At 32.8% G+C, this 24438-nt stretch carries 28 protein-coding genes and 1 pseudogene; 4 read left to right on the top strand and 25 right to left on the bottom strand.

Going from position 1 to position 24438, the window contains the following annotated elements:
• Window positions 1–89: 89 nt before the first annotated feature.
• Genes ACF91D_RS01900 through pgsB form a run of 5 tightly spaced genes read right to left on the bottom strand, consistent with a single transcriptional unit; the run spans window position 90 to window position 4529 of the window.
• Window positions 90–1682 carry a gamma-glutamyltransferase gene (locus ACF91D_RS01900; RefSeq protein ID WP_039069272.1) on the bottom strand — a complete coding sequence of 531 codons (1593 nt, stop codon included), beginning with the start codon at window positions 1680–1682 and terminating at the stop codon, window positions 90–92.
• Between the two features lie 2 nt (window positions 1683–1684).
• Window positions 1685–1843 (bottom strand): hypothetical protein, encoded by a 159-nt coding sequence (locus ACF91D_RS01905; RefSeq protein WP_172643904.1) that lies wholly within the window; start codon window positions 1841–1843, stop codon window positions 1685–1687.
• Window positions 1833–2903, bottom strand: a complete 1071-nt coding sequence (locus tag ACF91D_RS01910; RefSeq protein WP_039069273.1) for a CapA family protein — start codon at window positions 2901–2903, stop codon at window positions 1833–1835. Before ACF91D_RS01910 ends, ACF91D_RS01905 begins: the two co-directional genes overlap by 11 nt.
• 14 nt (window positions 2904–2917) lie before the next feature.
• On the bottom strand, window positions 2918–3370 hold the full coding sequence (gene pgsC / locus ACF91D_RS01915; RefSeq protein ID WP_039069274.1) for a poly-gamma-glutamate biosynthesis protein PgsC: 453 nt from the start codon (window positions 3368–3370) through the stop codon (window positions 2918–2920).
• A 1-nt stretch (window position 3371) separates the two neighbouring features.
• The gene (pgsB, locus tag ACF91D_RS01920; RefSeq protein WP_039069276.1) at window positions 3372–4529 is read right to left on the bottom strand and encodes a poly-gamma-glutamate synthase PgsB; all 1158 of its coding nucleotides are present in this window, start codon (window positions 4527–4529) and stop codon (window positions 3372–3374) included.
• Window positions 4530–4947: 418 nt separating this feature from the next.
• On the opposite strand from pgsB, the gene ACF91D_RS01925 reads away from it, so the two are divergent.
• A complete protein-coding gene (locus ACF91D_RS01925) occupies window positions 4948–5265 on the top strand; it encodes a hypothetical protein (RefSeq protein ID WP_069793127.1) in 318 nt (105 codons plus the stop codon).
• 179 nt (window positions 5266–5444) lie between these two features.
• Window positions 5445–6602, top strand: coding sequence for an ArgE/DapE family deacylase (locus tag ACF91D_RS01930; protein WP_101050018.1), 1158 nt, complete (start codon window positions 5445–5447; stop codon window positions 6600–6602).
• Window positions 6603–6731: 129 nt separating this feature from the next.
• Here the strand turns inward: ACF91D_RS01930 and ACF91D_RS01935 are convergent, their stop codons facing one another.
• Window positions 6732–7613, bottom strand: coding sequence for an AraC family transcriptional regulator (locus ACF91D_RS01935; RefSeq protein ID WP_039069279.1), 882 nt, complete (start codon window positions 7611–7613; stop codon window positions 6732–6734).
• A gap of 103 nt (window positions 7614–7716) precedes the next feature.
• Between ACF91D_RS01935 and ACF91D_RS01940 the strand changes: the two genes are divergently transcribed.
• Window positions 7717–8625 carry a DMT family transporter gene (locus ACF91D_RS01940; protein ID WP_039069280.1) on the top strand — a complete coding sequence of 303 codons (909 nt, stop codon included), beginning with the start codon at window positions 7717–7719 and terminating at the stop codon, window positions 8623–8625.
• A gap of 181 nt (window positions 8626–8806) precedes the next feature.
• On the opposite strand, the gene ACF91D_RS01945 is transcribed toward ACF91D_RS01940, so the two are convergent.
• From ACF91D_RS01945 to ACF91D_RS02010, 14 genes and pseudogenes are all read right to left on the bottom strand, one after another.
• Window positions 8807–9781: an alpha/beta hydrolase fold domain-containing protein gene (locus ACF91D_RS01945; protein WP_107549595.1), complete on the bottom strand. Its 975-nt coding sequence runs from the start codon at window positions 9779–9781 to the stop codon at window positions 8807–8809.
• Between the two features lie 119 nt (window positions 9782–9900).
• On the bottom strand, window positions 9901–10419 hold the full coding sequence (locus tag ACF91D_RS01950) for a GNAT family N-acetyltransferase (protein WP_039069282.1): 519 nt from the start codon (window positions 10417–10419) through the stop codon (window positions 9901–9903).
• Window positions 10420–10714: 295 nt separating this feature from the next.
• On the bottom strand, window positions 10715–11044 hold the full coding sequence (locus ACF91D_RS01955; RefSeq protein WP_039069283.1) for a thioredoxin family protein: 330 nt from the start codon (window positions 11042–11044) through the stop codon (window positions 10715–10717).
• A 123-nt stretch (window positions 11045–11167) separates the two neighbouring features.
• On the bottom strand, window positions 11168–11572 hold the full coding sequence (locus ACF91D_RS01960) for an acyl-CoA thioesterase (protein WP_039069284.1): 405 nt from the start codon (window positions 11570–11572) through the stop codon (window positions 11168–11170).
• A 136-nt stretch (window positions 11573–11708) separates the two neighbouring features.
• The gene (locus tag ACF91D_RS01965; protein ID WP_039069285.1) at window positions 11709–12698 is read right to left on the bottom strand and encodes a D-cysteine desulfhydrase family protein; all 990 of its coding nucleotides are present in this window, start codon (window positions 12696–12698) and stop codon (window positions 11709–11711) included.
• Between the two features lie 29 nt (window positions 12699–12727).
• Window positions 12728–13249 carry a VOC family protein gene (locus ACF91D_RS01970; protein WP_069793133.1) on the bottom strand — a complete coding sequence of 174 codons (522 nt, stop codon included), beginning with the start codon at window positions 13247–13249 and terminating at the stop codon, window positions 12728–12730.
• 26 nt (window positions 13250–13275) lie between these two features.
• A complete protein-coding gene (locus ACF91D_RS01975) occupies window positions 13276–13833 on the bottom strand; it encodes a GNAT family N-acetyltransferase (protein WP_069793235.1) in 558 nt (185 codons plus the stop codon).
• Between the two features lie 316 nt (window positions 13834–14149).
• Window positions 14150–16183, bottom strand: coding sequence for a glucose-specific PTS transporter subunit IIBC (gene ptsG, locus ACF91D_RS01980; RefSeq protein ID WP_039069287.1), 2034 nt, complete (start codon window positions 16181–16183; stop codon window positions 14150–14152).
• A 230-nt stretch (window positions 16184–16413) separates the two neighbouring features.
• Window positions 16414–17808: a YfcC family protein gene (locus ACF91D_RS01985; RefSeq protein WP_392436357.1), complete on the bottom strand. Its 1395-nt coding sequence runs from the start codon at window positions 17806–17808 to the stop codon at window positions 16414–16416.
• Between the two features lie 336 nt (window positions 17809–18144).
• Window positions 18145–19887: a pyruvate oxidase gene (locus ACF91D_RS01990; protein WP_039069289.1), complete on the bottom strand. Its 1743-nt coding sequence runs from the start codon at window positions 19885–19887 to the stop codon at window positions 18145–18147.
• Between the two features lie 87 nt (window positions 19888–19974).
• Window positions 19975–20661: an LrgB family protein gene (locus ACF91D_RS01995; RefSeq protein WP_039069290.1), complete on the bottom strand. Its 687-nt coding sequence runs from the start codon at window positions 20659–20661 to the stop codon at window positions 19975–19977.
• Window positions 20662–21048 carry a CidA/LrgA family protein gene (locus ACF91D_RS02000; RefSeq protein WP_039069291.1) on the bottom strand — a complete coding sequence of 129 codons (387 nt, stop codon included), beginning with the start codon at window positions 21046–21048 and terminating at the stop codon, window positions 20662–20664. It lies immediately after the preceding gene.
• A 374-nt stretch (window positions 21049–21422) separates the two neighbouring features.
• Entirely contained in the window at window positions 21423–22298 is an 876-nt protein-coding gene (gene cidR, locus ACF91D_RS02005) for a cidABC operon transcriptional activator CidR (RefSeq protein ID WP_039069292.1), read from the bottom strand.
• Window positions 22299–22472: 174 nt separating this feature from the next.
• A pseudogene (locus ACF91D_RS02010) lies at window positions 22473–22694 on the bottom strand (Na+/H+ antiporter NhaC family protein); the annotation flags it as partial.
• A 127-nt stretch (window positions 22695–22821) separates the two neighbouring features.
• Here ACF91D_RS02010 and ACF91D_RS02015 point away from each other — a divergent pair.
• Window positions 22822–23049 (top strand): hypothetical protein, encoded by a 228-nt coding sequence (locus tag ACF91D_RS02015; RefSeq protein ID WP_392436358.1) that lies wholly within the window; start codon window positions 22822–22824, stop codon window positions 23047–23049.
• A gap of 48 nt (window positions 23050–23097) precedes the next feature.
• Here the strand turns inward: ACF91D_RS02015 and ACF91D_RS02020 are convergent, their stop codons facing one another.
• Genes ACF91D_RS02020 through ACF91D_RS02040 form a run of 5 tightly spaced genes read right to left on the bottom strand, consistent with a single transcriptional unit; the run spans window position 23098 to window position 24427 of the window.
• Window positions 23098–23322, bottom strand: a complete 225-nt coding sequence (locus tag ACF91D_RS02020) for a hypothetical protein (RefSeq protein WP_392436359.1) — start codon at window positions 23320–23322, stop codon at window positions 23098–23100.
• 22 nt (window positions 23323–23344) lie between these two features.
• A complete protein-coding gene (locus tag ACF91D_RS02025) occupies window positions 23345–23794 on the bottom strand; it encodes a hypothetical protein (protein ID WP_392436360.1) in 450 nt (149 codons plus the stop codon).
• A gap of 1 nt (window position 23795) precedes the next feature.
• Window positions 23796–23951 (bottom strand): hypothetical protein, encoded by a 156-nt coding sequence (locus tag ACF91D_RS02030; protein WP_392436361.1) that lies wholly within the window; start codon window positions 23949–23951, stop codon window positions 23796–23798.
• Between the two features lie 12 nt (window positions 23952–23963).
• Entirely contained in the window at window positions 23964–24152 is a 189-nt protein-coding gene (locus ACF91D_RS02035) for a hypothetical protein (RefSeq protein WP_358246596.1), read from the bottom strand.
• Between the two features lie 47 nt (window positions 24153–24199).
• Window positions 24200–24427: a hypothetical protein gene (locus ACF91D_RS02040; RefSeq protein ID WP_392436362.1), complete on the bottom strand. Its 228-nt coding sequence runs from the start codon at window positions 24425–24427 to the stop codon at window positions 24200–24202.
• Window positions 24428–24438: the final 11 nt, after the last annotated feature.

A 24438-nucleotide genomic window follows, 5' to 3' on the forward strand; every position in this document is an offset into this window, starting at 1 on the left:
TAAAAAAACGGGTAGATATCTCTAACTGATATCTATCCGTTTTCTTTTGTTATTGATTCTATATAGAATTTCTACATACCCCTTTATTACTACCTATTACCGACATCGTGACCAATTTCAACAGTTTTATCATTCTTATTATAAAGTGCGGCTTGAACACTACCAAAGTTCGGATCATTACGTTTTTCTTCAATCTCAAAACCTAAACTTTTGAATATATCTATATCTTGTTGGCTTGTAGCATTTTCATAAAAAATTTCTCCCCCATCATTATAAAAACGTGGTTTATCTATCGATTCTTGTAGGGTACCATCGCCTCTTAAATAATCTACTAACACTTCGTTTAGTGTAGTTGGTATCTTGTTACCACCTGGTGTTCCTATCCCCATATAATAATCTGGGCCTACAACAATACTTGGTGCAGTAAATGATCTTGGCTCTTTATGTTTATCGCCATAGTTTGGACTTGCCGGATCTGATGAAAAGTTGTCTAATGAGTTATTCATATAGAATCCCTCTTTCATAAATTTACCGGAACCAAAGAAACTGGCTAAAGTATTGGTAGTGCTTGTTAACTTACCGTCTTTATCTATGACTACAAAATGCGTAGTACTCGTATTGTCCACATTATTTGTATTGAAATTACTATTGAAATTAACTTCATTCAATTTTCCTAATATATATTCTTGGGATAAGTATTCATCGTAGTCTTCATCTTGACCGTTAATAATATCCCTATTTCTATACATTAACGCCCTAGACTTTAACATGCCTGTAATATAATCTAATCGATTATCAGGTGTTGTATCATTACCAGTTGCTTCATCAATTTCTAAACCTTGAAGCATCAGCGTGCCACCTAATGGATTAGATGCAGAATAAACTTTATTATTTAAGTAATCCGTGCTTACTGGTTCCTTTTTCTCTGTTTTATAACTAGTGAAATCTTTTTCACTAATTTCTTCATCTACTTGTTTAGAAACACTTTTACCAACTTTCTCATAAAAGTATTCCGGGCCATGGTCTCTAATACCTTTAATTGTTTTAGCTAAAGCTGGTTGTTTTACGACGTCACCTTCCCTTTTTGTCTGACCGCTATCAAAGAAAGGAGAATCTCTTTCAATATCTGAACCATAAAGTTTCAGACTGCGTTCTAGCTCTGAATCTACTTCAAAACCATCTTCAGCTAATGGTATAACGTAGTCTAATATTTTTTCCTCTTCCATTTTGCCCCCTTCATTATGTGCATCGTGTAAGCCACGTACAAAACCAGGTGTACCTATCTCGTCTTTTTGTTCAAAGTCAAAAGATGAAATGTCTTTGTATTGCCATTGCTTGGGCGCAACGTTTTCTTGTCCATCATAAGCTAACATTGCACCACCGCCGCCTAATCCTGATGAATGAGGCTCTGTTATTGCAAGTGCGTAAGAAACACCTACAGATGCGTCTATCGCGTTACCTCCGTCTTTCAATATTTTTTCTCCAACCTTCGTTGCGATTGGATTGTTTGAAGCAACACCGTAATTTTTGTCGGAAAGATCTTGGGCATGATCTGCTATTTTATTCTCATATAATTCATCTTTATTATAGTTATCCTTTTTAGTTATCATAAAAAAGCCAAAAGATATGAGGATCGTAAGGAGTAATATTACGATGAGCGTTTTTTTATTATAAATACTCATACTTAAGCTCCTTTAGAAAGATATTGGTGATGAGAAGTTTTCAGTTCATTTTGTTCATATTGATCTAATCCTTCGTTCGCTCTCGCGAAAACTATTAATAGTAAAACAATCAATACCACAGAAATAACTGTTATACTTACCCAATGTTCTTTAATGTTCATAAACATACCCTCCATTCTCTTTTTTGAAATTTATGTCTTTACCTTCAATATTATTAAGTAATTTAATTTCTTCTACTTTGTTTGGATTGGATTTGGTGATTTGTCCACCTTGTGATTTAATTGGTGTCACTGTGAACTGAGACTGGCCACCATTCCAATTCTGTTGTACCGCTAAGCCTTGTTTGTTTTTTGATAAAAAATCTTCTGATGTTACATTACCTAGACTGTAAAAAATACTAGTATCTTTATATTTTTCTATTTCTTGTACTACCGAGTTATGACCAATTATCACATCAGCACCGGCATCAACTAATGAATGTGCGTATTCTCTTTGCCGAGTTGTCACCGATCGTTCATCTGTGATACCCCAATCAACGTTAACAACTACATAATCATTGTTTTCTTTAAGCTTTTTGATTAAGGGGATGTAAATATTTGGTTCTAAACTTACTGAAGTCGTATTTTTTAATGTATCTGTATAGTCTGACTCAACATCAGTGAATGATACATTAGCTATTTTTTTATCTTTTACCGTTTGTTGAACTGTTTTACTATTGATAGCGTTGGAGCCATTTCCAGTTAAATAATTATAGCCTGACTGAGCTTCTACCGATTTCATTAAATCTCTTGCAGTCACATTATCTGTAACTTGGTTGATAAGATTTAAACTTTTTATATTCAAATCTCTTAAAAACATTATATTTTCTAAATTTTTATTAATATTTGTTTTTCTATCATCTGAGAATTTCGATACTTGTAAACTTGCAGTAGAATAATCACTCCCCTTTAAGATTGGTTTAATCGCACCAAAAGCTTCGTTAATATTATTTTTTCTAATGTGGTTGTTTAATTCGACATTTCCTAAATATGTCATTCTTATATCACCTTGACCTTTATCCATAGCTTTAACAGGTTCAATTTTTTGTGATGTCATGACAAATACTAAAAGTACAATAGCGATGATTAAAATAATGCTAGTGTAAATTGTATTTCTTTTCTTATGCCGTTTAGTCCACTTGAGTATGCGTTCTTCTATTGAAAATCTTTTAGAATTCTTCATATATATGCTCCTTACTAATTGATAAAGCTATAAAAGAATAAAATGACATAAGTGATACATGTTAAAAGCATACAAGTTGATAAAGTAATAATGACACCTTGCTTTTGGATCGTGTTTGCTATAATGCCTGGTATAACCACTCCTATGCCTGACATTTCGACCATCTCAAAAGGCGTCAACGGATATATTAAATCAAAAATAAATTTTAAAACCATTCCAGTCAAGATCATGGCTGCAAACTTTCTTCGGCCATATAAGATAACAATCCGACTTACACCATGGTTCACGATAAAGTATGTAATACAGCTAATAATGAGTACGGATAATAGCATAATCGGTTGATCAAAAATTAAAGCTAAATACCCAGGTACTACTAATCCAGCTGGACTAATACCAAACTTTTCAGCGAAAATTAAGCTTAATACAATGCCCACAAATAATGAAAAATATAACTCTGAACCTATCATATTATTTGATCCCTTCTATATACTGCGCTATTTGTTTACCTGGTCCATGGATATTACCAACACAAAATATCAATGCGTTTTGAGACTCTTGGTATAACGCTTGCTCTATTTCTTTAATATCTCTACCTTCAAAATTTAAGTACTTTTTATCGGGTTGACCTTTCATTACTTCAGTAACCATTTGAGTACTCTTACCAGTACAAATCAACGTATCAAAATCAACTTCAGTAATGAAATCCTCTGCAAACTGTCTTGTCCTATCGACCCTATCAGAACGGCAATTCAAGATAATGACAATTTTCTTATATGGATAGTTATAGCTTTCGACTTTATTTAATATTGCCTTAGTTGATTTTGGTTCGTTAGCAGCGAATGCATTGACATAAACATTAGTTGAATGATTAGCATCAAAGTATTTAACTTCAACCGCACCAACATCTGGTGGGGCATTTAACATACCTTTTAATGCGATTTCTCTATCGATACCAAGTGCTTCTGCAACACCCATTGCAATGGCTACATTATCAGGGAACACAATATAACCAAATTTTCTTAAGTACGATTCTGGCACTTCTTCTTTATCTACAACGATAAGTTTCGTCTTACGCTTTTTTGCAACTTTAGCAAAAAAATCTGTATAGTCATCTTTCATAACAACGAGGTGCCCTCTATAAGGAATAGTTGCTGTAAAAGCTTCCGCCACTTCGTCTAACGTTGGCCCAAGAACATCCATATGATCTTCCATTACGTTCACGATAACACCTATATTGGCTTTAACTAGTTCTTTTTGGAAAGTAATTTGATAATCGGGATTCACAGCCATACATTCATTAACTAAAGCGTTGGCTTTTTGTTTCACAACTTTCCTAATAATATCGCGTTGCTCTCCTATATTTGCTCCTTGTGGTTTTCTATAAACTGGATACTCTCTAGGTGTAAACCAATACATCATACGCGCGTCAGTACCTGTGGTTTTGCCAATAACCCGATAGTTGTCCTCACGTAAAGTACTGTAAATCAATCTAGTTATAGTAGATTTACCTCTAATACCATTTATATTGATACGTACAGGAATCTTCTCTAATCTGTTAGAATGCCTTTTCTTTTCAACAATACCTAACCAAAGAATAACCCCGATACAAATTATGATTAGTAGCAAATTTTATCCCTCTTTTCAACAACCTATTTAATTTTATGTATTCAAAATAGCGTAGAATATCAATATTATTTAGATGACATGTCTTATCTACCTCTATCTTTTGATAATGACATGCTATCATGTAGTTATTGATTTAGTTTAAACAGTTTGAATTATCTATTAATAATTTGTAAATCTATGTTTACAATTCATCTGTAAAAAAATTAAATATATTCAAAAACCCTTATGTGAAAGTAATTGGTTAGACTTTATATATGTTTTATTTTTATAAGAAGAATTTTAATATTTTTTAATTACCTAAGAACTTTTTCCTAAAATAAATAAATATATTATTTACCTCAATTTTACATGGCATTAAAATTTAAATGTTATCTTATATGTGTAAGGGACAACGGATACAAATTTTAGGAGGTAGTTTATGAGTAAGTCAGTTAAATTGGTGGTTTCAATATATCTTGCTGTTGTAGCAATTATTTGCTGTGCTTATCTGGTTATGCTTTTAGTAGGGAGTTTTCAAGGTAATGATATGAGAGGCGCCGTATTAGATTCTGATAATACTAAGAACATTGAAAATGTAGACTATATCAACAACAGTTCCCAATCTTCTGAATTAAAAACTACTGAATCTAGTGACATACCTCAAGGTTCACAATCTAGTAATAATTATAAATTAAATAATGTATCTTCATTGAAAGATAATCAGCATCATACATGGTCTTTAGAACAAAGTTTATAAAGAGCCATGTATGATTTTTTATAATTAATGGCTCTATTTCCCTATTAATTATGCAACAAATGCTTATCCTTCAAATTTTCTTTACATTTTATCTAGCCCTTTTAATTACAATTCTTCAATTTTATTAGCTATACTTAAATTGTCTGAATTTTATATTTATTGAAAAGGGGTTTTTATTTATGAGTAAATTTACAGAAAGTGAAAAGATTCAAATATTGGAGGATTTAGTAACAATTAAATCCGTAAATGATCATGAAATCCAAGTTTGCGAATATTTAAATGATTTACTATCACAACATGGTATTGACTCAAAAATAATTAAAATCAGTGATACAAGAGCCAATTTAGTTGCTGAAATTGGAACAGAGGGTCCCGTTTTAGGTATTTCAGGTCATATGGATGTAGTATCTGAGGGAGATATTAATAAATGGACATATGATCCATTTAAATTGACTGAAGTAGATGGCAAACTATATGGACGCGGATCGGCCGATATGAAATCTGGATTAGCTGCTTTAGTATTAAGCATGATTGATATCCATGATCAAAACTTATTAGAATATGGACGGATTAGACTATTAGCAACTGCAGGAGAAGAAATTGTCGGTGAAGGAGCTAAAACATTCCAACAAGAAGGATATATGAAAGATGTAGAGGCACTTGTTATTGCAGAGCCCTCACAAGATAGGATTATCTATGCGCATAAGGGTTCTATGGACATCCGTGTCATTTCAAGAGGGAAAGCTGCTCACAGCTCTATGCCACAACTAGGATTTAATGCAATCTCACCTTTAGTTAAATTTGTATATAAAGCTGACGAAGGATTTTCTAAATTTGATAAAAATAATAATTTACTAGGTAACCCAATTATGAACGCCACAATTTTTCATGGCGGCAATCAAGTAAACTCTATACCTGAACATGCTGAATCTGAGTTCAATATCCGCACTATTCCAGAACATGACAATGACCAATTCATAACTTATTTTAATGAAATTTTAAAACAAGTTGAAACCGATAATACAGACATAGAAATTGATACGTATATGTCTAGACCTCCTGTTTACACAACAGGTAAAAATAGCTTGATAACACTAGCTCACGATTTAGGTTTGAAATATTTAAATACAGACTTACCTTCTGAAGCATCACCAGGAGTTACAGATGCTTCTGACTTATTAGTTGATAAAGATGAAGATTTTTCATTTATCATGTATGGTCCAGGTTTAGTAAGTCAGGCACATCAAGTAGATGAATATGTTGAGAAAAATAGCTACCTCACGTTCATTGATTTATACACAGAATTTTTCCCTACCTACTTAAAAAATCTAAAATAAAAATTATTTGTGCTACTGGTCACGATATGACTATTTATATACTAGAAAATTAACATTAATACGGATAATAAGGGTGAGATAGAATTCAACTATTGATTTCTATCTCGCCCTTATTAATGTTGCTTTGTCCTATGATTGTAATTGAAACTTTTGATATTGTTTTGGAGTCATGCCATAAGTATTCTTAAATAATTTTATAAAATAACTCGTGGTAGAAAAACCACAGCGCATGGCAATGTCAGTGATAGTGTATTTTGCTTTATCGTTTAACTTATAGATGCTAGCCTCAAGTCTCGTTTTTTGTATATATTCAAATGGCGTTTGTTTAGTTGCCCTTTTAAATAACTTTATCGTTTCCGCTTCACTCATATGGACCACATCGCTGAGTTGTTGTAACGTTATTTTGTTTGAGTAATGCTCATGTATATATTCAATGATTTGTTTAACACGGTTATCAAAATTGTACGTTAAATCATCTATATATGCCGACATGTGGTGTAATAACCATTTAATCGCGTTATAAAATTGTATCGTAACTTCAAGTTGATATAAGTTTTCATGCTTTTCATAAATTGTACCTGTATATTCTATTATTTTTAAAAGTTCTCGTTGTTGCTTATGACTATATGACAAATAAATATACGGAACTTGCTTGGTTAACTCAATAATATAATTTACATACTTATATTCAATAAAATTAGTAACATCAGGTTGCTCAATATTCCAACAATAAAAGTTACTACTTTGAGCCATATCGTGTATATCATGGACAGTATCAGCGTTTATAAATATACCATCTCTCTCCTTCAATACTATAATATTATCCCCAATGTTCACTTTTATTTTTCCATTAATAACATAGACAAATTGTAGAGCATGATGCCAATGTAAAGGTATATGACCTAATAATGTTTGACTTAGAGTTGTGTGGAGAATGACATGCTTCCATTGATAATCTGGGTATTGTATATATTCTTCTCTATTATTTCCTATAATTATTTCATTATCCATATAACATCACCTCAATATATTAATACTTTTAATTCATTTTAATGTATTATAGCAAATTGATTTCGTTTATAGTTTAATATATTAATAATTATTAGGTGATAAAATGAAAATACAAAAACGTATGATAGGCATTATTTTAGCAATTGTAGGAGCTTCTTTTTGGGGACTGGGAGGAACGGTATCCGATTATCTATTTAGATATAGGCATATTGATATTAACTGGTATGTTACTGCTAGACTAATACTTAGTGGTATAATACTTATGATTATTTTTAAAATTTTAAACCCCCATCGCTCTATTTTTATTATCTTCACTAAATTTACAAGTACGCTACAGCTATTGATATTTTCGATTTTTGGCATGTTACTTGTGCAATACTCTTATATGGCGTCAATCGATGAAGGCAACGCAGCAATAGCTACTTTATTACAATATATTGCGCCTGTTTATATTATTTTCTGGTATGTCGCGCGTCGCAAAGCAACTTTTAAGTTTTTTGATGTATTAGCTATTACACTAACACTTACGGGCACATTTCTACTCTTAACAAATGGTTCCTTAGATCGTCTTGTAGTACCAACTTCAAGCATCACTTGGGGCGTCATTTCTGGACTCGCACTTGCCTTTTACACAATATACGCAACTAAGTTATTAGTTAATTTTTCCTCAATATTAGTGGTAGGATGGGCGATGTTGATTTCAGGAATATTAATGAATTTCAAAGCACCATTATGGCAATTTGATATTTCACAAATAACTTTCAGTACACTTAGTTACTTGTCTTTTGGTATTATAGGAGGTACTGCAATTGCTTTCTTTTTCTTTATAAAAAGTTTGCAGTATTTATCAGCAAAGGAAACCACTTTGTTCGGTACGATAGAACCAGTAATGGCTATCGTAGCTAGCGCATTTTGGTTAAAAGTAACGTTCCTCCCTTTCCAATTGGTAGGCATTGTATTAATTATTTTATTAATCTTAATGCTTTCTTTAAAAAAAGATCATGCCAACTAAAATTAATATATTATTAACTATATGATTTATTCTAATAATCAATTAAAAAGAAGTGAGTTAACTTGTCTAAATGAAGTATTAGACTGTTAGCTCACTTCTTTATTATATTTTATACACATTTTAGAGCTTTCAAGCTTTATCATACTATTATTAAATTAAAATACGTCTATTAATTATAGTGCTAATATTTCTTAATAATCTGCTTTAATTTTGTTATTACTTGTGCTCTTTCAGGAATTGGAAACACTGGATAAATATGGAACAAATTATACCCAGGTATAAAATCATGTGCTATATTTTGTTTATTCAACATATTCGAGAGTTTAAGTGCATCTGGGTATAACGTTTCCTTAGTGCCAATGACTAATGTAATATGTCCAAGTCCTCCTAAATCTCCAAACATAGGAGAAATACGCCAATCTGTTAATGGTAAGTCTCCAGACCATAATTCTAAGAAAAACTTACTCCCTTCTCTAGCTAACATTGGATCGTTTTTCTCATAAACTACAGACTCAGGGTTAGATAATGTTCCATCAAGTACAGGTGATATCATAATAATATTACTTGGTTGAGGTAGTTCTTGCATTTTAATATATTGCGCAAATGATAAAGCAATTTGTCCACCAGCTGAATCTCCCATTACTATAATTTGATGAGGGTCTTCTACCTCTCTCACAATGTTTTCATATATTTCTTTCAATAATGTAAATGTCTCTTTATAAGTAGCATGTGGCACTTTTGGGTAAATAGGTAAAACAATTTTAGCGCTCAATTCACTTGCAAGCGTATCGATATAATCAAAATGATATTTCAATGGATCTTGGAACCAAGCACCACCATGGATATATAATACGACTTGTTGTTGTCTATCGATTTGATCATTTACCGTATAAACTGTAGACTGCTGGACTGTTGTCGCTTGTATCTTATGTTTAAAATGGTAGTCTGTGCCATCATATAGCCCATTTGTTTGTTCTTTTACAGCATCTAAACTTTTTTGTGCATTTTCAACATTTTCAAATGGACTTTTCGCATTAGTGATTCTTAACATTAATTCATGTAAAAAACTTTTATAACTTCGTTTTTCTCTTACTTTTACGTATAGATATGAAGCGGCAATTGTCACACTTGATAGTGCAGCTATTTTTTTAATCACAATTTTTCCTCCTTGCCTATTACTATTACATATATTTTATAACAAACCCAGTAATAATTTTAACAAAAGGAACTATATCATTAGCTAACTATGATATTTTTAAAAATTAATAATCAGACTTACAATATATTTTCAGTCTCAGCTTCATAGACTTCATCCAACATCATAGACATATACAATTCATCAAAATAATGACCATCCATATAAACAGAACTATGTTTAATTCCTTCGATTTTAAAACCTATCTTTTCATAAAAATTTACAGCAGGTTTATTGATAGTAATAACTGTTAATTCCAATCTTCTAAGACCTTTTCGCTTAGCCCATTTAAAAGTTTCATCAAACATTTGCGTCGCTAAACCTTGTTGTTGTAAATCATTAACTAATCCAGTAATTATATAGCCAATATGTCTCACTTTAGCTAATGTACTAATATGTACTGATAAATAACCTAAAATTTGATTATTTTCCGACTTTACCCCTATATAAAAATTGCGCTGTATGTCATCAATAAAACGTTCTTTATCGAAACTTCTTTCATCTGGCAAATAAAGCATATATTGGGACTCTTGATCAATTGTTCTCATACAATCATACAGCGCTTCCGCTTCATTTGGACAAATTCTTTCAATTCGCATAAACATCCCCCTTAGCACTATGAATTTTTCTTATCATACATTATTTAATATAATTATGACAGTTTTTATCAAATTTTCCACTCTTTTATAATGGACAATTTATTTTTTTAACTATATAAAGAAAGGGAGCTGTGAATACAATGAAGGAGGCTAAGACAATTAGTATGTCTAGCCTCCTTCATTATTTTTGCTTCATAGATTTTAATTCTATATTAAAACCGCTAGAAATCTGTATTAAAAAGAATGTATTTACCCAATTAGATATGACTAAATATAGAAAAACGCTTATCAAATTTTAACTATCTAAACTTTGATACATTAAGTTCAATTGGTGTTCAAATTGTTGCATATCAATGAAACGACCTTGCCGATGCATTTCTTTCCCATCTAAATATATCAAATCTACTGGTACAGTAAAGATAGATAATTCACCCGCTATCTCTTCTAACTCACTTTGATTAACAATGCCCAAAGGAACATTAGGAAAATCCTTCACTACGTCCGCTATTTGAGGTAATACTGCATGACAAACACTACAATTATCTCTCATAACGTGTATGACAGCCAATGGATGACGAGCTATAAAATCATGAAATGAATCTATCGTTGCCAATATTTGTTGCATGGTTGAACACCACCTTCATTTTTATATATTGAATATTATTATGCTGTGTTTAAATGTCATATGTTAAATTTTTGCTTACCTGTATCATACGTAACCCCGTTCACATATATTGGTAAAATAATATTAATCTTGAACTACATTTTGAAAGACTTCAGGTAACTTTGTCACTTTTTGTTTTTGTAAATCAAAAAATGTACCGTTTTGGTAGCCTAAGCAATGTACTTTTCCTTCAGACACAATCTCGAACTCGAATTCCCAACGCAATTTGCTTGCTTTTACAATGTAGCAACGACCTTTAGGCTTATCATGTATAGTTATAGGGGTTTTATATTCTGCCGTTGTTTTCATTAATATTGGCGAAATATGTTGGTTCATCATTTCAGAATAAGGCATGTATTGATTTATAAAATCCGTACGTAAGTCTTCGAACCACCTGATATATACTATGTTACTTACGATACCCATCGCATCTATATCGTAACCATTTACTTCTATTGCTTTTTCTGATACCAATTTTCTAACGGTCATGCTTCATTACACTCCTTAGATATTCACACTGTGTGCCACATCTCATATTATAAGTATAGTAGTAATAAAATGCACCAAAATGAAATGCAAATATTATACACTAGCTTAATATATTAATAAAATAGTGATGCTTATATTACTGCTTTTTATCGTCTGTGATTTCTGGAAGTAACTGTTGAATACGTGCTCTTGTCTCTTGTGTGTAACCTTGTAACCCGCCTGTGTGAATAAACAAAATATTATTTTGATCGTCGTAATTACCAGCTTTAATTTCTTCTACTAAGCCTCTAAAAGCTTTTCCAGTGTACGTCGGATCTAAAATAATACCTTCTTGTTGGGCAATATCAATATAAAATTGCAATTCTTCATCTGTGGCTTGTCCATAACCTAGACCAATATAATCATCATTAATAAATAGTGTTTCGTATGATGCTATATTATCATCTAAATGATTTAATATTTCGATGATTTTTGTTTTAAATGCATCGGTACTTTGATCGACTGCGAAACCTATGATATTTTTATTTAAATCGTGACTTATATTACCATACCAAAGACCTGCATAAGTGCCACCTGAACCAACTGCTAAATTTATGGAATCAAATTGGACGTTCATATCTGATTCTTGTTCAACAACCTCATCAAAGGCGTTGATATAACCGTGCGTGCCTATCCAATCGGAAGCACCTACCGGTATGGTAAATGGATGTTTCCCTTGTTTTTCTAGCTCAGCTCGTAATTGTTCCATTGTTTCTTCTCTTGAAACTGATGGCTCAATAATGTGGATATGGGCGCCCAACATCGCCTCTAAAAATAAATTACCTTCAAACTCTGCCATGTTACCTCGAAGTACTAAATAACATGTTATATTGAGCTGCGCACATAATGCAGCAGTTGCTCTTGCATGGTTAGATGTTATGGCACCTGTTGTAATCACTGTATCGTAACCATTATCCAAAACATATTGCAATGTGTATTCTAATTTACGCACCTTATTACCAGAAATTTCAGTTCCAGTATAGTCATCTCTTTTAATATAAATATTTTTATTTAAAGCAGCACTTAACTGTTCTAATTTATGAATTGGTGTGTTTAAATTAGCTATGTTTAATTTGTTTTGTAACATTTTTCTTTCCTCCTTATGCTCATATGCGTTTATGGGTCAGGTGTAAAAACGGTTGCTTCACTATTTTCTGGATAATAAAAGCCATTTGGTACTGTTTGTAACTCAATCAGACTGCCCCATGGCGTTTTAATATAAACTGTTTGATTGCCTGCCGTATCCTCATACCTCGTATTAGCATGGGGCTCAGAGATAGGTAAACCGCCTGCTTGTTTAACTTGAGCAAGTGTTTTGTCAAAGTCATCTACGTAAAAGGAAATATGTGTAAATCCTATATCCTGTAAGGACACTGGATTATTTTGTGTAGCATGTTTAAATTCAAACATCTCTATATTAGGGCCATTATTAAATACCATCATTCTTTTTTTAATAATTACTGCCCCTTGTTCAATATTTAAAACATGTTCAACATATGAACCCCCTCGCGGCTCTTCTGCTTTAGTCTGACTATCATACGCAATTTTTCCGTCTAAAGCTTCTTTGAAAAATTGGGTAGCACTTTCAATGTCAGGAACTGTTAAACCTATATGATTAATACCTCTAGTGAGTGACATATACTCCTCCCTTTAATAACAAATTATTATTGTTGCTGTTCAAATTGTTTTTTTAATAGGACATACCGATTCATATCTCTATAATTTTCACCGTCAAAAATGTCTTCTACATCTGTAGCTAGAAAAGTAAATCCTGCTTTTTCAGCCACTTTATTGCTGGCTATATTTCTAACATCTGCTTTAATTATAAGTTTGTTAAGAGATAACGTTTCAAACGCAAAATGACATAAATGATTAACACAATTTGTTACTATGTTTTTACCCGTATATTCTTCAGCTATCCAATAACCTACTTCTGCTTTATGATTACTATTATCTATTTTATGTAAATCAACAGTACCTATAAGTGTTGTTTCATAATAAATTAAGAATAATCTCGCTTTATTGTCCGCATGTTGCTGAATCATCATTTTTAAGTATGCGCGTTCATCTTCCACTGTCACATCTTCTGTTATAAAATCTAAAAATGGAGCTAAGTGTATAAAATTATCTTTAATAGTTTGATATAGTGGTTCGGCCATGTTTAATTCTGGTGGTACCAATGATACCTTTGGCATTACGTTCATTGCTGGTTTAAATTCCATTTCATCACCCACTACTTTCTCTTTTGTTAACTCTAATGATATTTACAATTTCAGAATATTTCAACACTTTTATTTCAAAATAGGCACTATAAACTACAGAACAAAGCAATTATTTTTCTAAGAACAATATATTTTTCTTACAATTCTTTATATAAATAACTGATGATAACGCGTAATCAATGATAAGTGGAAAACCTGTGTTTAAACGTTGATTACGAACTTTTAATTTTGTAAACCATTATCATGATAATAAACAAAAAGCTCGCGACATATCATAGTATGCCTCGAGCTTTCTTTGTTTTATTTATGTCAGTTATTATTTTTGTGTGATTTTCATAATTACTTCTTCAACAGTTACATTTTTCGCATCAGCCGTTTCAATAATACGATCTTCTAAATTGGTTACGATTAAAGGAGTAACGATACTTGGTGCGTTAGACTTAATAAAGTTTAAATCAACTTTCATAATCGGTTGTCCTTGCTTAATCGTATCTCCAGTATTCACAAGGCTTTCAAAGCCCTCACCATTTAACTTAACTGTATCGATGCCTATATGAATCAATAGTTCTAATCCTTGTTCAGATTCTAAGCCAATAGCATGTTTTGTCGGGAAGATTGTTTTAACAGTTCCATCAAATGGTGCAACAATTTCTCCATCTTCTGGAATAAAGCCTACACCATCGCCCATCATTTTTTGAGCAAATACTTGATCAGGCACTTCTGATAAAGGAATAAGTTGTCCTTTCCCCGGAGCATAAACTTCTGTATCTGAGACTTCACTTAATTGAACAGTATTTTCCTCATCTTCTTCAGTGATTGTTGTCTCACTAGGTTTTGTGATTTCACCTTTCATAATTAAGGACATATCATGTTTGATTTGATCAGATTTAGGCCCAAAAATTGCTTGCATATTATTACCTACTTCAAGTACACCTGAAGCACCTAATGCTTTCAATTCAGCAGTATCCACTTTACTTTTATCTGCTACTTCAACACGTAATCTCGTAATACATGCATCAAGGTGTTTAATATTTTCTTCTCCACCCATTGCGTTTAAAACATTAAACGGTAATTCGCTTGCAGATGAATTCGAAGCTTGCGCTTGTTTATCTTCGCGACCTGGTGTTTTGTATTTAAATTTAAGGATAAAGAATCGGAATACAAAGTAGTAAATCACTGCGTAGACAAGCCCCACAGGAATGACTAGCCACCATTGCGTTTTATTAGGTAAGACACCTAACAAGACATAATCGATAAATCCACCTGAGAAAGTATAGCCTAAATGTATATCTAGTAAATATAAAGTTAAGAAAGAGAGACCATCAAGTATTGCATGAATTAAAAATAGTAATGGCGCTACAAATAAGAATGAAAATTCTAATGGTTCTGTAATACCTGTTAAGAAAGAAGTTAAAGCTGCTGATCCCATTAGCCCAGCTACTACTTTTTTATTTTCAGGTTTTGCTGTGTGATAAATCGCTAAAGCTGCTGCTGGGAGACCAAACATCATAACAGGGAATTCCCCTTGCATAAATTTACCAGCAGTTAAATTACTACCTTCTTTAATTTGTTCAATAAAGATACGTTGGTCACCGTGAATTATTTCGCCAGCAGCATTTTTCCAAGCACCAAATTCAAACCAAAACGGTGCATGGAAAATATGATGTAAACCAAATGGAATTAACAAACGTTTAATAAATCCGAATAAGAAAACTGCGACCCCTGTATTTGAATCTAATAAACCTTCACTAAATGCGTTTAAGCCAGTTTGAATACTTGGCCATATTAATGCCATTGGGAACGCTAATACAAACGAAGTGGTTGCCATCATAATAGGTACAAAACGTTTACCAGCAAAGAAACCTAAGTAAGATGGTAATGAAATATTATAGAACTTGTTATAACACCAAGCTGCTAACGCCCCAATAATAATACCGCCAAATACACCCGTTTGTAATGTAGGAATTCCTAAGACACTTGCGTAACCACTTGCTGCATCGTTAACGTTGTCTGGCGTCACATGTAAAAACGCACCCATCGTTTTGTTCATAATAACATAACCGACAAATGCTGCAATTGCTGCAACACCATCTCCGCCTGCTAAACCTATCGCAACACCCAAAGCAAATATCATTGGTAAATTATCAAATATACTACTACCGGCGCCGGCCATCATTTCAGCAACGCTTTGTACGCCAGCATTTTGAATAAATGGTAAATAGTGTTGTAGTTCCTCACCTTGTATAGCTGTACCTATTGCTAGCAATAGTCCGGCAGCTGGTAAAATAGCGACTGGTAACATTAAAGCTTTACCTATACGCTGAAGTTGTCCGAATAGCTTTTTAAACATATAAAAACATCCCTTCCAAAAATATAATTTGATCGCTATTAACGCGCAAAAAAAGGCATGAGCAAACAGACTATTCCCTATAGTCTTTCTGTTTGCTCATGCCTGCTTAACCAGTAACACGCAAAGTAACGATATGTTTTTTTCATTATATAACGCTTTCATAAAATATACAATATAAATTTTGAATTTTAATTTGTATAAGCTTATATCATTGCGCCAAATGATTCACGTCAATATCCAACTAAAAGCGCAACGGACATACCGATACAACATATGATAACCCAAGCTAAAATGACTTTCCAAGCAAATTTTAGCCATTGTGTATAGGTTATTTTGCCTACTGCTAAGGCTCCCATTAAAATAGCTGACGTTGGAAATAATACATTACTAATGGCATCGCCGTATTGGAATGCTAACACTGTAATTTGTCTATTAATATCTAACAAATCAGAAATAGGTACCATTAAAGGCATTGTGGTCAAGGCTTGGCCAGATCCTGAAGGTATAAAGAAATTGAGCATAAACTGCAATATAAACATAGCAATAATAACTAAAGAAGATGGTACATCTGCAAGTAACGTTGTCATCCCATGCACAATACTATCAATAACTTGACCATTTTCTAAAATAACAATAATACCTTTTGCAAATCCAACTATCATAGCGCCAAACAGAATATCTTTCATTCCGTCAATCATCGCATCAAATGTACCATTTAATCCAAGGCCACCAATGAAACCAGCGAGCAAACCAGCAAATATAAAGTTAGCGCTCATTTCATTAAATGACCACCCATACGTAAAAATACCATATACATTTAATATAATTACCATGACTATTAATCCTAAACCAACTGCTTGTCTTTTTGTAAAACGTGCTGCTTCCATCACACTGTCATCGAAACCTTCAACTTGTTCCAATTCATATACTAAAGATTTAGACATGTCGCGTTTTACAGTACGTGCATATAACATAACGGAAGTAATTGCAGCAGTTAAAATAAACACATAAATGATGGTCCGTAGCCCCCATCCTGAAAACATAGGTAGTTCTGCCACTGTTTGTGCCACGCCTACAGTAAAAGGATTTAACATCCCACCGATAAAACCACTTGCCGCTCCCCAGATAACCATTGCTGCACCAGTCAGTGCGTCATACCCCAATGTACGTGCGATAATAATTCCAATAGGAACAAAGATAATCGTTTCTTCTGCTAATCCTATTGAGAAACCTAATATTGAAAAGATAGTCATCGTTAAAGGAATCATCAACACTTTATATGAACCTAGTGTTTGCATTACTTTATTTACCCCATTTTCAAATGCACCAGTCTTACGTACAATTCCAAATGCACCACCGACTAGAAAAATATAAAATACAATTTCTCCCCCACTAATTAGTCCTTCTGGTATAGCTCTAAAAATATCAAAGAATGATACACCTTGTTGCTGAACTTGTTCATATGAACCTGATATAACTAAAGTCTGTCCATCTTTCTTCTCTCTTGCATACTCACCAGCAGGAATTAAATATGTCAATACACTAGAAAAGATGATAATAAAGAGTAATAGTGCATACGTATGCGGTGTTTTTAAGTGATTATTTTTAAATATTTTTTTAATCATTTTTACGTCCTCTCCATTTTAACTACACTATGCTATAAAATAACCAAGGCACTATAAATCCTAAATGTTATTAATGCATAATACATGCTTTTCTTCTTTTGTCTGAAAATTTAGTTAACTCTATTATTCCATAGTCTGGGTTTTTATCAATATCTTAATACATAAAAAAGAGCGAGACACAAACCAAAAGTTACTTTGATTTCGTGTTCTCGCTCTATAAAATCACTTATTTTGTTTATCTTTGCCGACTATCTTTCAATAAAATATCTCATCAACTTTTATTATTAAGAAATATTTTAACGCTCTATCTATAGCGACTAACACCTCATCGTTATTTTAGAAGAAGCGTTTTACTGCTGTTGAAATAGGTGGTAATTCATCAAAGTCTAATTTTTTATCTTCAGTAATAGATCTAAATGCCCATTTACCATAATTAATTGCCTCTTCATTCACAATTTTACCTGGTAATGGGGCTGCATTTTCATCTACATAAACATTAACTATCGTTGGTCTATTTTCAGCCATAGCCGCTTCAACGACTTCATCAATTCTATTTGGATCTTTAAGTGTATAACCTACTCCGCCACAACTTTCAGCAAATTTTTCTAAGTCAATATCAGTGAAGTTAATGGCATATTCTAATTCACCAGCAGCTTGTTGTTCATATTTAATAAATGAAAGTTGTTCATTATTTAATACAAACAATGTCATTGGTAAGTCATACTGCACTGCAGTTGCAAAGTCTTGCATGACCATATCAAACGCGCCATCACCAATAATACCAACTACTTGGCGGTTTGGATATTCACGTTTTGCAGCTATTGCAGTAGGTAACGCACAGCCCATTGTACCTAACCAGCTGGAAATAATAAATTTATTATTAACTGTTAAATTTAAATAGCGTGTAGACCATACTGTTGCTGTACCGACGTCTATAGAGAAAATGGCATCGTCTGTTCTAACTTTATTTATAGCATCCATTAAGCGTTCAGGTCTAATAGGTTTACTGTCATTAGCCATATCTTCAGCCATCCAAGAATCCCATGTCGCTTTTCTTTCTAATGTTTTATTTAAGAAATCACGATCTGTAACATGCTTGGCCATATCAGTTAATTGTAGTAATGCTAGTTTGCTATCGCCAAGAATACCCACATTAACATCAAAACGATGTCCAATGTTTTTTGGATTTGTATCAATTTGTATTGCTTTAATATTTTTCTTTGGTAAATAATCTACATAAGGATAATTAGTACCTACCATAATTAATAAATCTGCATCTTGCATCGTTTGATAAGCCGTTTTAGTACCAATTTTACCCAGATTCCCTATGTTGTAAGGATGTGCATCTGGAAGAACTGTTTTTGCTGGTAACGTTACAATCGTTGGTATCTTAAATGCTTCTATAAATTCACGGACTTCATCTTTTGCATGTTGTGCACCAGTACCTAGTAATACTACTGGTTTTTTACTTTTGTTAATAAGTTTAGCCGCTTTCTTTATAGTATTTGGTTTGGGTGCTACACGAGCTGGTGGCGCAGTATCTACTTTTTGATTAGTAGTGTCTTTAACTTTGCGCGTCAATAAGTTGTTTGGCAAAATTAATACAGATACACCTTTTTTCTCGTAAGCTGTACGTATTGCTTCGTTTACAATTCCAAAAATATCTTTGTCATTTTCAGTTACTTGATGTTTATATACTGCTACATCATCAACCATTTTATTAACGTCTGTTTCTTGGAAAGCTTTTGTTCCTAAAGCAGTACTGTCTGTTTGACCTGCTAAAATTAATTGTGGCACATTATCCATTTTTGCATCGTACATACCATTTAATAAATGGATAACTCCAGGACCGCCGATACTTAATGCGACACCGATTTTACCAGTTAATTTTGTATAACCCGCAGCAGCTAAACTTGCAACTTCTTCGTGACGAACATGAACAAATTCAATATTATTTCTTTCCGTTCTTAAACTATCGACCACTGCATCAATAGAATCACCAGGAATACCATATAAGTGATCAATATCCCATGCTTGTAATGCTTTTACTAATGCTTCATTTGCTTTAATTTTTGCCATTATCAAAATAGCTCCTTTCAAAATTCAAATTGATTTCCCATAATTTTTAATTAACTTCGCAATCTATCATTACTAAACAGTATATATTTAGTATAAGAAAAGGATTAAAATAGGTAAGATGATTGAACTGAGAACCGCTGTTAGTATCATTCCAATAGAGCTAAATGCGCCAGATTCTAAGTCTATTTCTAATGCTTGGGCCGTGCCAAAAGCATGTGAAGCATTCCCATAAGTCAACCCTTTCGCAATCGAGGTTTGAAACCTACCTAATCTCAATAAATAAGAACCTAAAATACTACCAATCAACCCAGTAGTTACTATAAACATAACTGTAATAGTATCGACGCCTCCAAGTTGATTTGACACTTCTATGCCTACCGCAGCAGTCATTGACCTTGGTAACATTGTCACAATCACTTCTTTTGAGTATCCTAAAATTTTTAACACACTATATACAAATATGAAATTTAACATCACTGCTGTCAGTACACTACTAAAAATAATACTTGCATTTTGTAGTATTTTATGGCGGTTTTGATAAAGTGGAAATGCTAAACAAACAACAGTGCAATTCAATAAATAATGAATCCATTTTCCACCAGTCATATAATCTTGATAATCTTCTTTAAATAATAGAAGTACAATAATAATTCCTATCGATGATATTAAAGCCGGATTTAAAAATGGTGTCTTATATTTTACCTGTAATTTCTTGGCACCTATAAACATAGCTAGTGTTAAAACAATCATTAAAAAGCCTTTTAAAAATATCATCTAATTTTGTCCATTCCCGTATCGCGCAGTTTTAACCATTTTCTCAGCTATAAAACCGGAAATTAACGCGACACAACACGTTCCTAAAATAATCATTGAAAAGAATAGGATGAAATTTAAATTAATGTCAGATACAACGTCCATAACACCAACTACTGATGGGACGAAGAAAAATACCATCGTTGTCAGGAAAAAGTTAGAGCCTTCATTCACCCATTTTGACGGAATTATTTTAAATTGTAATAAGAGGAAAAATACAAGTAATCCTACAATGCTACCTGCAATTGGTATATGCAAAACAGTCTGAATTACATTGCCTATATATGTGATTCCCATAATTAATAACACTTGCAGTAAAACTTTTGATACCTTCTTTGATATTTGCAATATTCATCATCCTTTATTGCATTATTGTCTTAATACTTTATTGATTACATCTCTTAGTATAAGGCCTCTAATTATATAATAAAAATATTGATTTTTAATATTACTTATTACTTTTATGAATGGAAGCGATTTATCCAATTATATTTATTTATGATTATGTCATATGAATTAATTTCTAACAGTTACTGGCAACATGGTTAGTAGACCTTAAATTTGCTTCCTTGGTTAAATCTTTTTAAATAAAAAAGAGTGGAACAACGAAAACACGCTGTACTTAAATGTTTTCGTCGTCCACTTCTTTTAAAATGATGGGGTGCTTAATATATTTTATAATGAAGATTTTGTTACTAGTGCAGTCCGTTACAAGTCATACTTTATAAACGTTCTTTCATAAACTCAATCCATTTTCTCGTTGCATGACTAAGATATTTATCCCGTTTCCAAATAACACCTAACTCCCAACGCATACCTGGGTCATCAATTGTAATATTTTTAAAGTTGCCATCTAATAAATTCACAATATTTTCCGGTAATATGCTTACGCCTAAGTGGGCACTTAATAAATTCTCAATAAAATTCCACTGTGAAATTTTAGATATTGTTTTAGGCACATAACCAGCATTTTTTGCTGCTTCAATAATTTTATCATTTAAATAAAAGTCTTCATTAAATAAGATAAAGTCTTCATCTTTTAACATAGCCATATTAATCTGTTCACGATTCGCTAACCTATGCTCTTTATTCACTACTAATTTTAAGTCTTCTTGGTAAAGTGGTATAGAGTGAAAAATATCTTGGTCTACGGGTATCGTCGTGATGCCAATATCAATTTCATCATTGATCAATTGTGTCTCAATCATTTTGCCACCTTTCTCAACAAGATTGTAGGTCACATTTGGGTATTGCTGGTGAAACTCTCCTAGTATATGTATAAATTTATTCATGTTCATTACTGCTGATAACCCAATACTTATATGGCCTGTTTCTAATCCTAATAAGCTATTAATTTCTTTTGGTAGATCTTTATATAACGTCAATATTTCCTTACATTTCTTGTAAAATACTTTTCCTGCATCTGTTAAAACGAGTTGCCGCTTACTACGATCAAAAAAAGTCATATTAAGTTCTTTTTCTAAGTCTTTTATCGCTTTACTAATCGTAGGCTGAGCTATATATAATGATTTTGAAGCGTTAGTCATTCCTTTTTGATCTACGACTTCGACAAAATATTTCATATGTTTAATATCCATATGTTCACACCTCTATTTGAAACATAGTTAATACTGTACAGTATACGTAGAATTTCTAATAATTCAATCATATATTTTATATAGTCCTTCACAAACTTTTAGTATAAAAATCAGAGCGGAACATCTAAGATGCCCCACTCATTCGTATATATTACAAATATTACTCTATTATATTTATGCTAAATTTGTATCGTTTGATTTTGATTCTTCTGTTTGTTCACTTTCCGATTCATCTAAACCAATAATTTTAAAACCGATATAACCAAATATAATCGAAATGATTGGTACAGTATAATTTAAAATAGCAAACGGTGCATATTCTATCACTGAAACACCTAAAGTTGATGCAATAAACACACCACACGTATTCCAAGGAACAAACACAGACGTCAATGTTATGAAACACTAACAACTTTATTGCTTGCTACACATGGTCTGAGCGCTTTTGTGTGTTTCAAGTCTGTTTTAGTTTCTGCAAATATTCTATACTATTAATTGAGTTTAAAATACAAGGAGCGATAATATGAGACAATTTACGGAAAACGAAATAGAAAAATATTTAATTTACACAAATGAGAATGTAATTGACGTAAACGACGAGGATATAAAAGGTCGTTGTCATTCATGCGGGAAACTTTTAATCGAGGTTGATGTTCCTGCTGGTGCTGAAAGCAAAGTGACATGCTCAAACTGTGTAGAGTATTTCATAGAAAGGTACGAAAGTTTAGAAGATGACGGCGAACTTAATTAAGTAGGAGCGCCAAAATAAGAGCCTAGCCTCATTTGAGGTTAGGCTCTTTTATTGCTCTTTTAGAATTGTATCAGAATATTCATATAGCGTCATAGCTTTTTGAAATGTTACGTTTTCAAGTTTAACCTCGCCACGTCTCAACTTGCTTATAAGTGAACGCTGTAGGCCTGTTATAGCTTGTATTCTATTTGCTGGTACATTTGACCCTAATACTTCATTTATGCGCTCTGTGAGTCGCTGAGTGGCCTCTGTGTTGATTTTAGCATCTGTCATGGTCAGCACCTCCTAGTCAATATTATTGTGTCCAGCCTCCGTCAAGGTCTAGTTCATCTGCATGTTGTGTTGCATAATCATCTAGTTGTGACTGTAGTTCGTGTAACTCGTCTGCGTCAGCACCTTGACTTGCTCTCTCTTTCATATGTTTTATTAATCCATTATATTGCTCCTGTATATACTGATTATCTGACATGCCTTGTTTCATGTCCTGTTTCTCTGTATTTTCATTCTCATGTGATGGTATGGTTGCTGGTGCTGTTTGTCCTACATTTTCAGTATTCTCTTGCTGTGCTGGTGCTGTCTGTTCGTTATCAACTTGTTGTGCTGGCGTTTCATTTGATTGGTTGTTCTGTTCATTTGTTTGTGCGCTATCATTTTCGTTTGGTTTAAGTTCTTTATAGGCGTATATGCCTGTTAAGGTTAGCGCAATGATTACTGTTGCTGAAATAAACCCGATGAAGAATTTCATATTATCCTATGTCCTCCCATGTTAAGTTTAGCTCTTTCATTACTTCTTTGATTTCCCCGTCAAGTCTGTCTCTCGTTGCTGGGTCGTTCGACTCTTCCATAATCTCTAATAGGCTGAGAAGTAGCCCTGAAAATACTGCATGTTCTTTTTTATCCATTGCTTAACCCTCCTAAAGTTGGTCGTAGTTTTCGCCTTTTTCAAACACTATTATGTCAGGGGCGTTGTTAAAATCTTTATAAACTATATAACCTCTTTTCTCAAGTTCATTGAGGTTTCTGTAATCCTCTCTTGTTACATTGTGCAGCTGTTGGTCTTGGTTTGCTACGGCCTTTTTAATTAATCTAATTAATTCATTCATTTTATTGCCTCCTAATTTGTATTTAGGGGCTTAACGCCCCATGTGTTTTATTGTAGTCTCTCTAGTTTCTTGTGAACTTCTACAAGGTCGACATCTTCTAAGTCGTACTCATCTGAGTTGACTGTGTCCTCGTCCCAAAGCATATCGAAAGCTCTTTCGTCTATATCCATGATATTTTTCACTATCGTTCTGAAATCGCCGTTATATCCACAGCTATCAAGTGCCTTTGCGATTTTATCCTCTGCTACTTTAAACATATCTTGTAAATTATTCATTTTATTTTAGC

This window comes from Staphylococcus sp. 231237_7MaSpsaltlick (genome assembly GCF_043107035.1).

What these genes read in the sequence shown, in the direction of transcription:
- ACF91D_RS01900 (WP_039069272.1), bottom strand. Translation starts at nt 1,682, where the DNA reads ATGAGTATTTATAATAAAAAAACGCTCATCGTAATATTACTCCTTACG.
- ACF91D_RS01905 (WP_172643904.1), bottom strand. Translation starts at nt 1,843, where the DNA reads ATGAACATTAAAGAACATTGGGTAAGTATAACAGTTATTTCTGTGGTA.
- ACF91D_RS01910 (WP_039069273.1), bottom strand. Translation starts at nt 2,903, where the DNA reads ATGAAGAATTCTAAAAGATTTTCAATAGAAGAACGCATACTCAAGTGG.
- pgsC (WP_039069274.1), bottom strand. Translation starts at nt 3,370, where the DNA reads ATGATAGGTTCAGAGTTATATTTTTCATTATTTGTGGGCATTGTATTA.
- ACF91D_RS01925 (WP_069793127.1), top strand. Translation starts at nt 4,948, where the DNA reads ATGAGTAAGTCAGTTAAATTGGTGGTTTCAATATATCTTGCTGTTGTA.
- ACF91D_RS01930 (WP_101050018.1), top strand. Translation starts at nt 5,445, where the DNA reads ATGAGTAAATTTACAGAAAGTGAAAAGATTCAAATATTGGAGGATTTA.
- ACF91D_RS01935 (WP_039069279.1), bottom strand. Translation starts at nt 7,613, where the DNA reads ATGGATAATGAAATAATTATAGGAAATAATAGAGAAGAATATATACAA.
- ACF91D_RS01940 (WP_039069280.1), top strand. Translation starts at nt 7,717, where the DNA reads ATGAAAATACAAAAACGTATGATAGGCATTATTTTAGCAATTGTAGGA.
- ACF91D_RS01950 (WP_039069282.1), bottom strand. Translation starts at nt 10,419, where the DNA reads ATGCGAATTGAAAGAATTTGTCCAAATGAAGCGGAAGCGCTGTATGAT.
- ACF91D_RS01955 (WP_039069283.1), bottom strand. Translation starts at nt 11,044, where the DNA reads ATGCAACAAATATTGGCAACGATAGATTCATTTCATGATTTTATAGCT.
- ACF91D_RS01960 (WP_039069284.1), bottom strand. Translation starts at nt 11,572, where the DNA reads ATGACCGTTAGAAAATTGGTATCAGAAAAAGCAATAGAAGTAAATGGT.
- ACF91D_RS01965 (WP_039069285.1), bottom strand. Translation starts at nt 12,698, where the DNA reads ATGTTACAAAACAAATTAAACATAGCTAATTTAAACACACCAATTCAT.
- ACF91D_RS01970 (WP_069793133.1), bottom strand. Translation starts at nt 13,249, where the DNA reads ATGTCACTCACTAGAGGTATTAATCATATAGGTTTAACAGTTCCTGAC.
- ACF91D_RS01975 (WP_069793235.1), bottom strand. Translation starts at nt 13,833, where the DNA reads ATGGAATTTAAACCAGCAATGAACGTAATGCCAAAGGTATCATTGGTA.
- ptsG (WP_039069287.1), bottom strand. Translation starts at nt 16,183, where the DNA reads ATGTTTAAAAAGCTATTCGGACAACTTCAGCGTATAGGTAAAGCTTTA.
- ACF91D_RS01985 (WP_392436357.1), bottom strand. Translation starts at nt 17,808, where the DNA reads ATGATTAAAAAAATATTTAAAAATAATCACTTAAAAACACCGCATACG.
- ACF91D_RS01990 (WP_039069289.1), bottom strand. Translation starts at nt 19,887, where the DNA reads ATGGCAAAAATTAAAGCAAATGAAGCATTAGTAAAAGCATTACAAGCA.
- ACF91D_RS01995 (WP_039069290.1), bottom strand. Translation starts at nt 20,661, where the DNA reads ATGATATTTTTAAAAGGCTTTTTAATGATTGTTTTAACACTAGCTATG.
- cidR (WP_039069292.1), bottom strand. Translation starts at nt 22,298, where the DNA reads ATGGATATTAAACATATGAAATATTTTGTCGAAGTCGTAGATCAAAAA.
- ACF91D_RS02015 (WP_392436358.1), top strand. Translation starts at nt 22,822, where the DNA reads ATGAGACAATTTACGGAAAACGAAATAGAAAAATATTTAATTTACACA.
- ACF91D_RS02020 (WP_392436359.1), bottom strand. Translation starts at nt 23,322, where the DNA reads ATGACAGATGCTAAAATCAACACAGAGGCCACTCAGCGACTCACAGAG.
- ACF91D_RS02025 (WP_392436360.1), bottom strand. Translation starts at nt 23,794, where the DNA reads ATGAAATTCTTCATCGGGTTTATTTCAGCAACAGTAATCATTGCGCTA.
- ACF91D_RS02030 (WP_392436361.1), bottom strand. Translation starts at nt 23,951, where the DNA reads ATGGATAAAAAAGAACATGCAGTATTTTCAGGGCTACTTCTCAGCCTA.
- ACF91D_RS02035 (WP_358246596.1), bottom strand. Translation starts at nt 24,152, where the DNA reads ATGAATGAATTAATTAGATTAATTAAAAAGGCCGTAGCAAACCAAGAC.
- ACF91D_RS02040 (WP_392436362.1), bottom strand. Translation starts at nt 24,427, where the DNA reads ATGAATAATTTACAAGATATGTTTAAAGTAGCAGAGGATAAAATCGCA.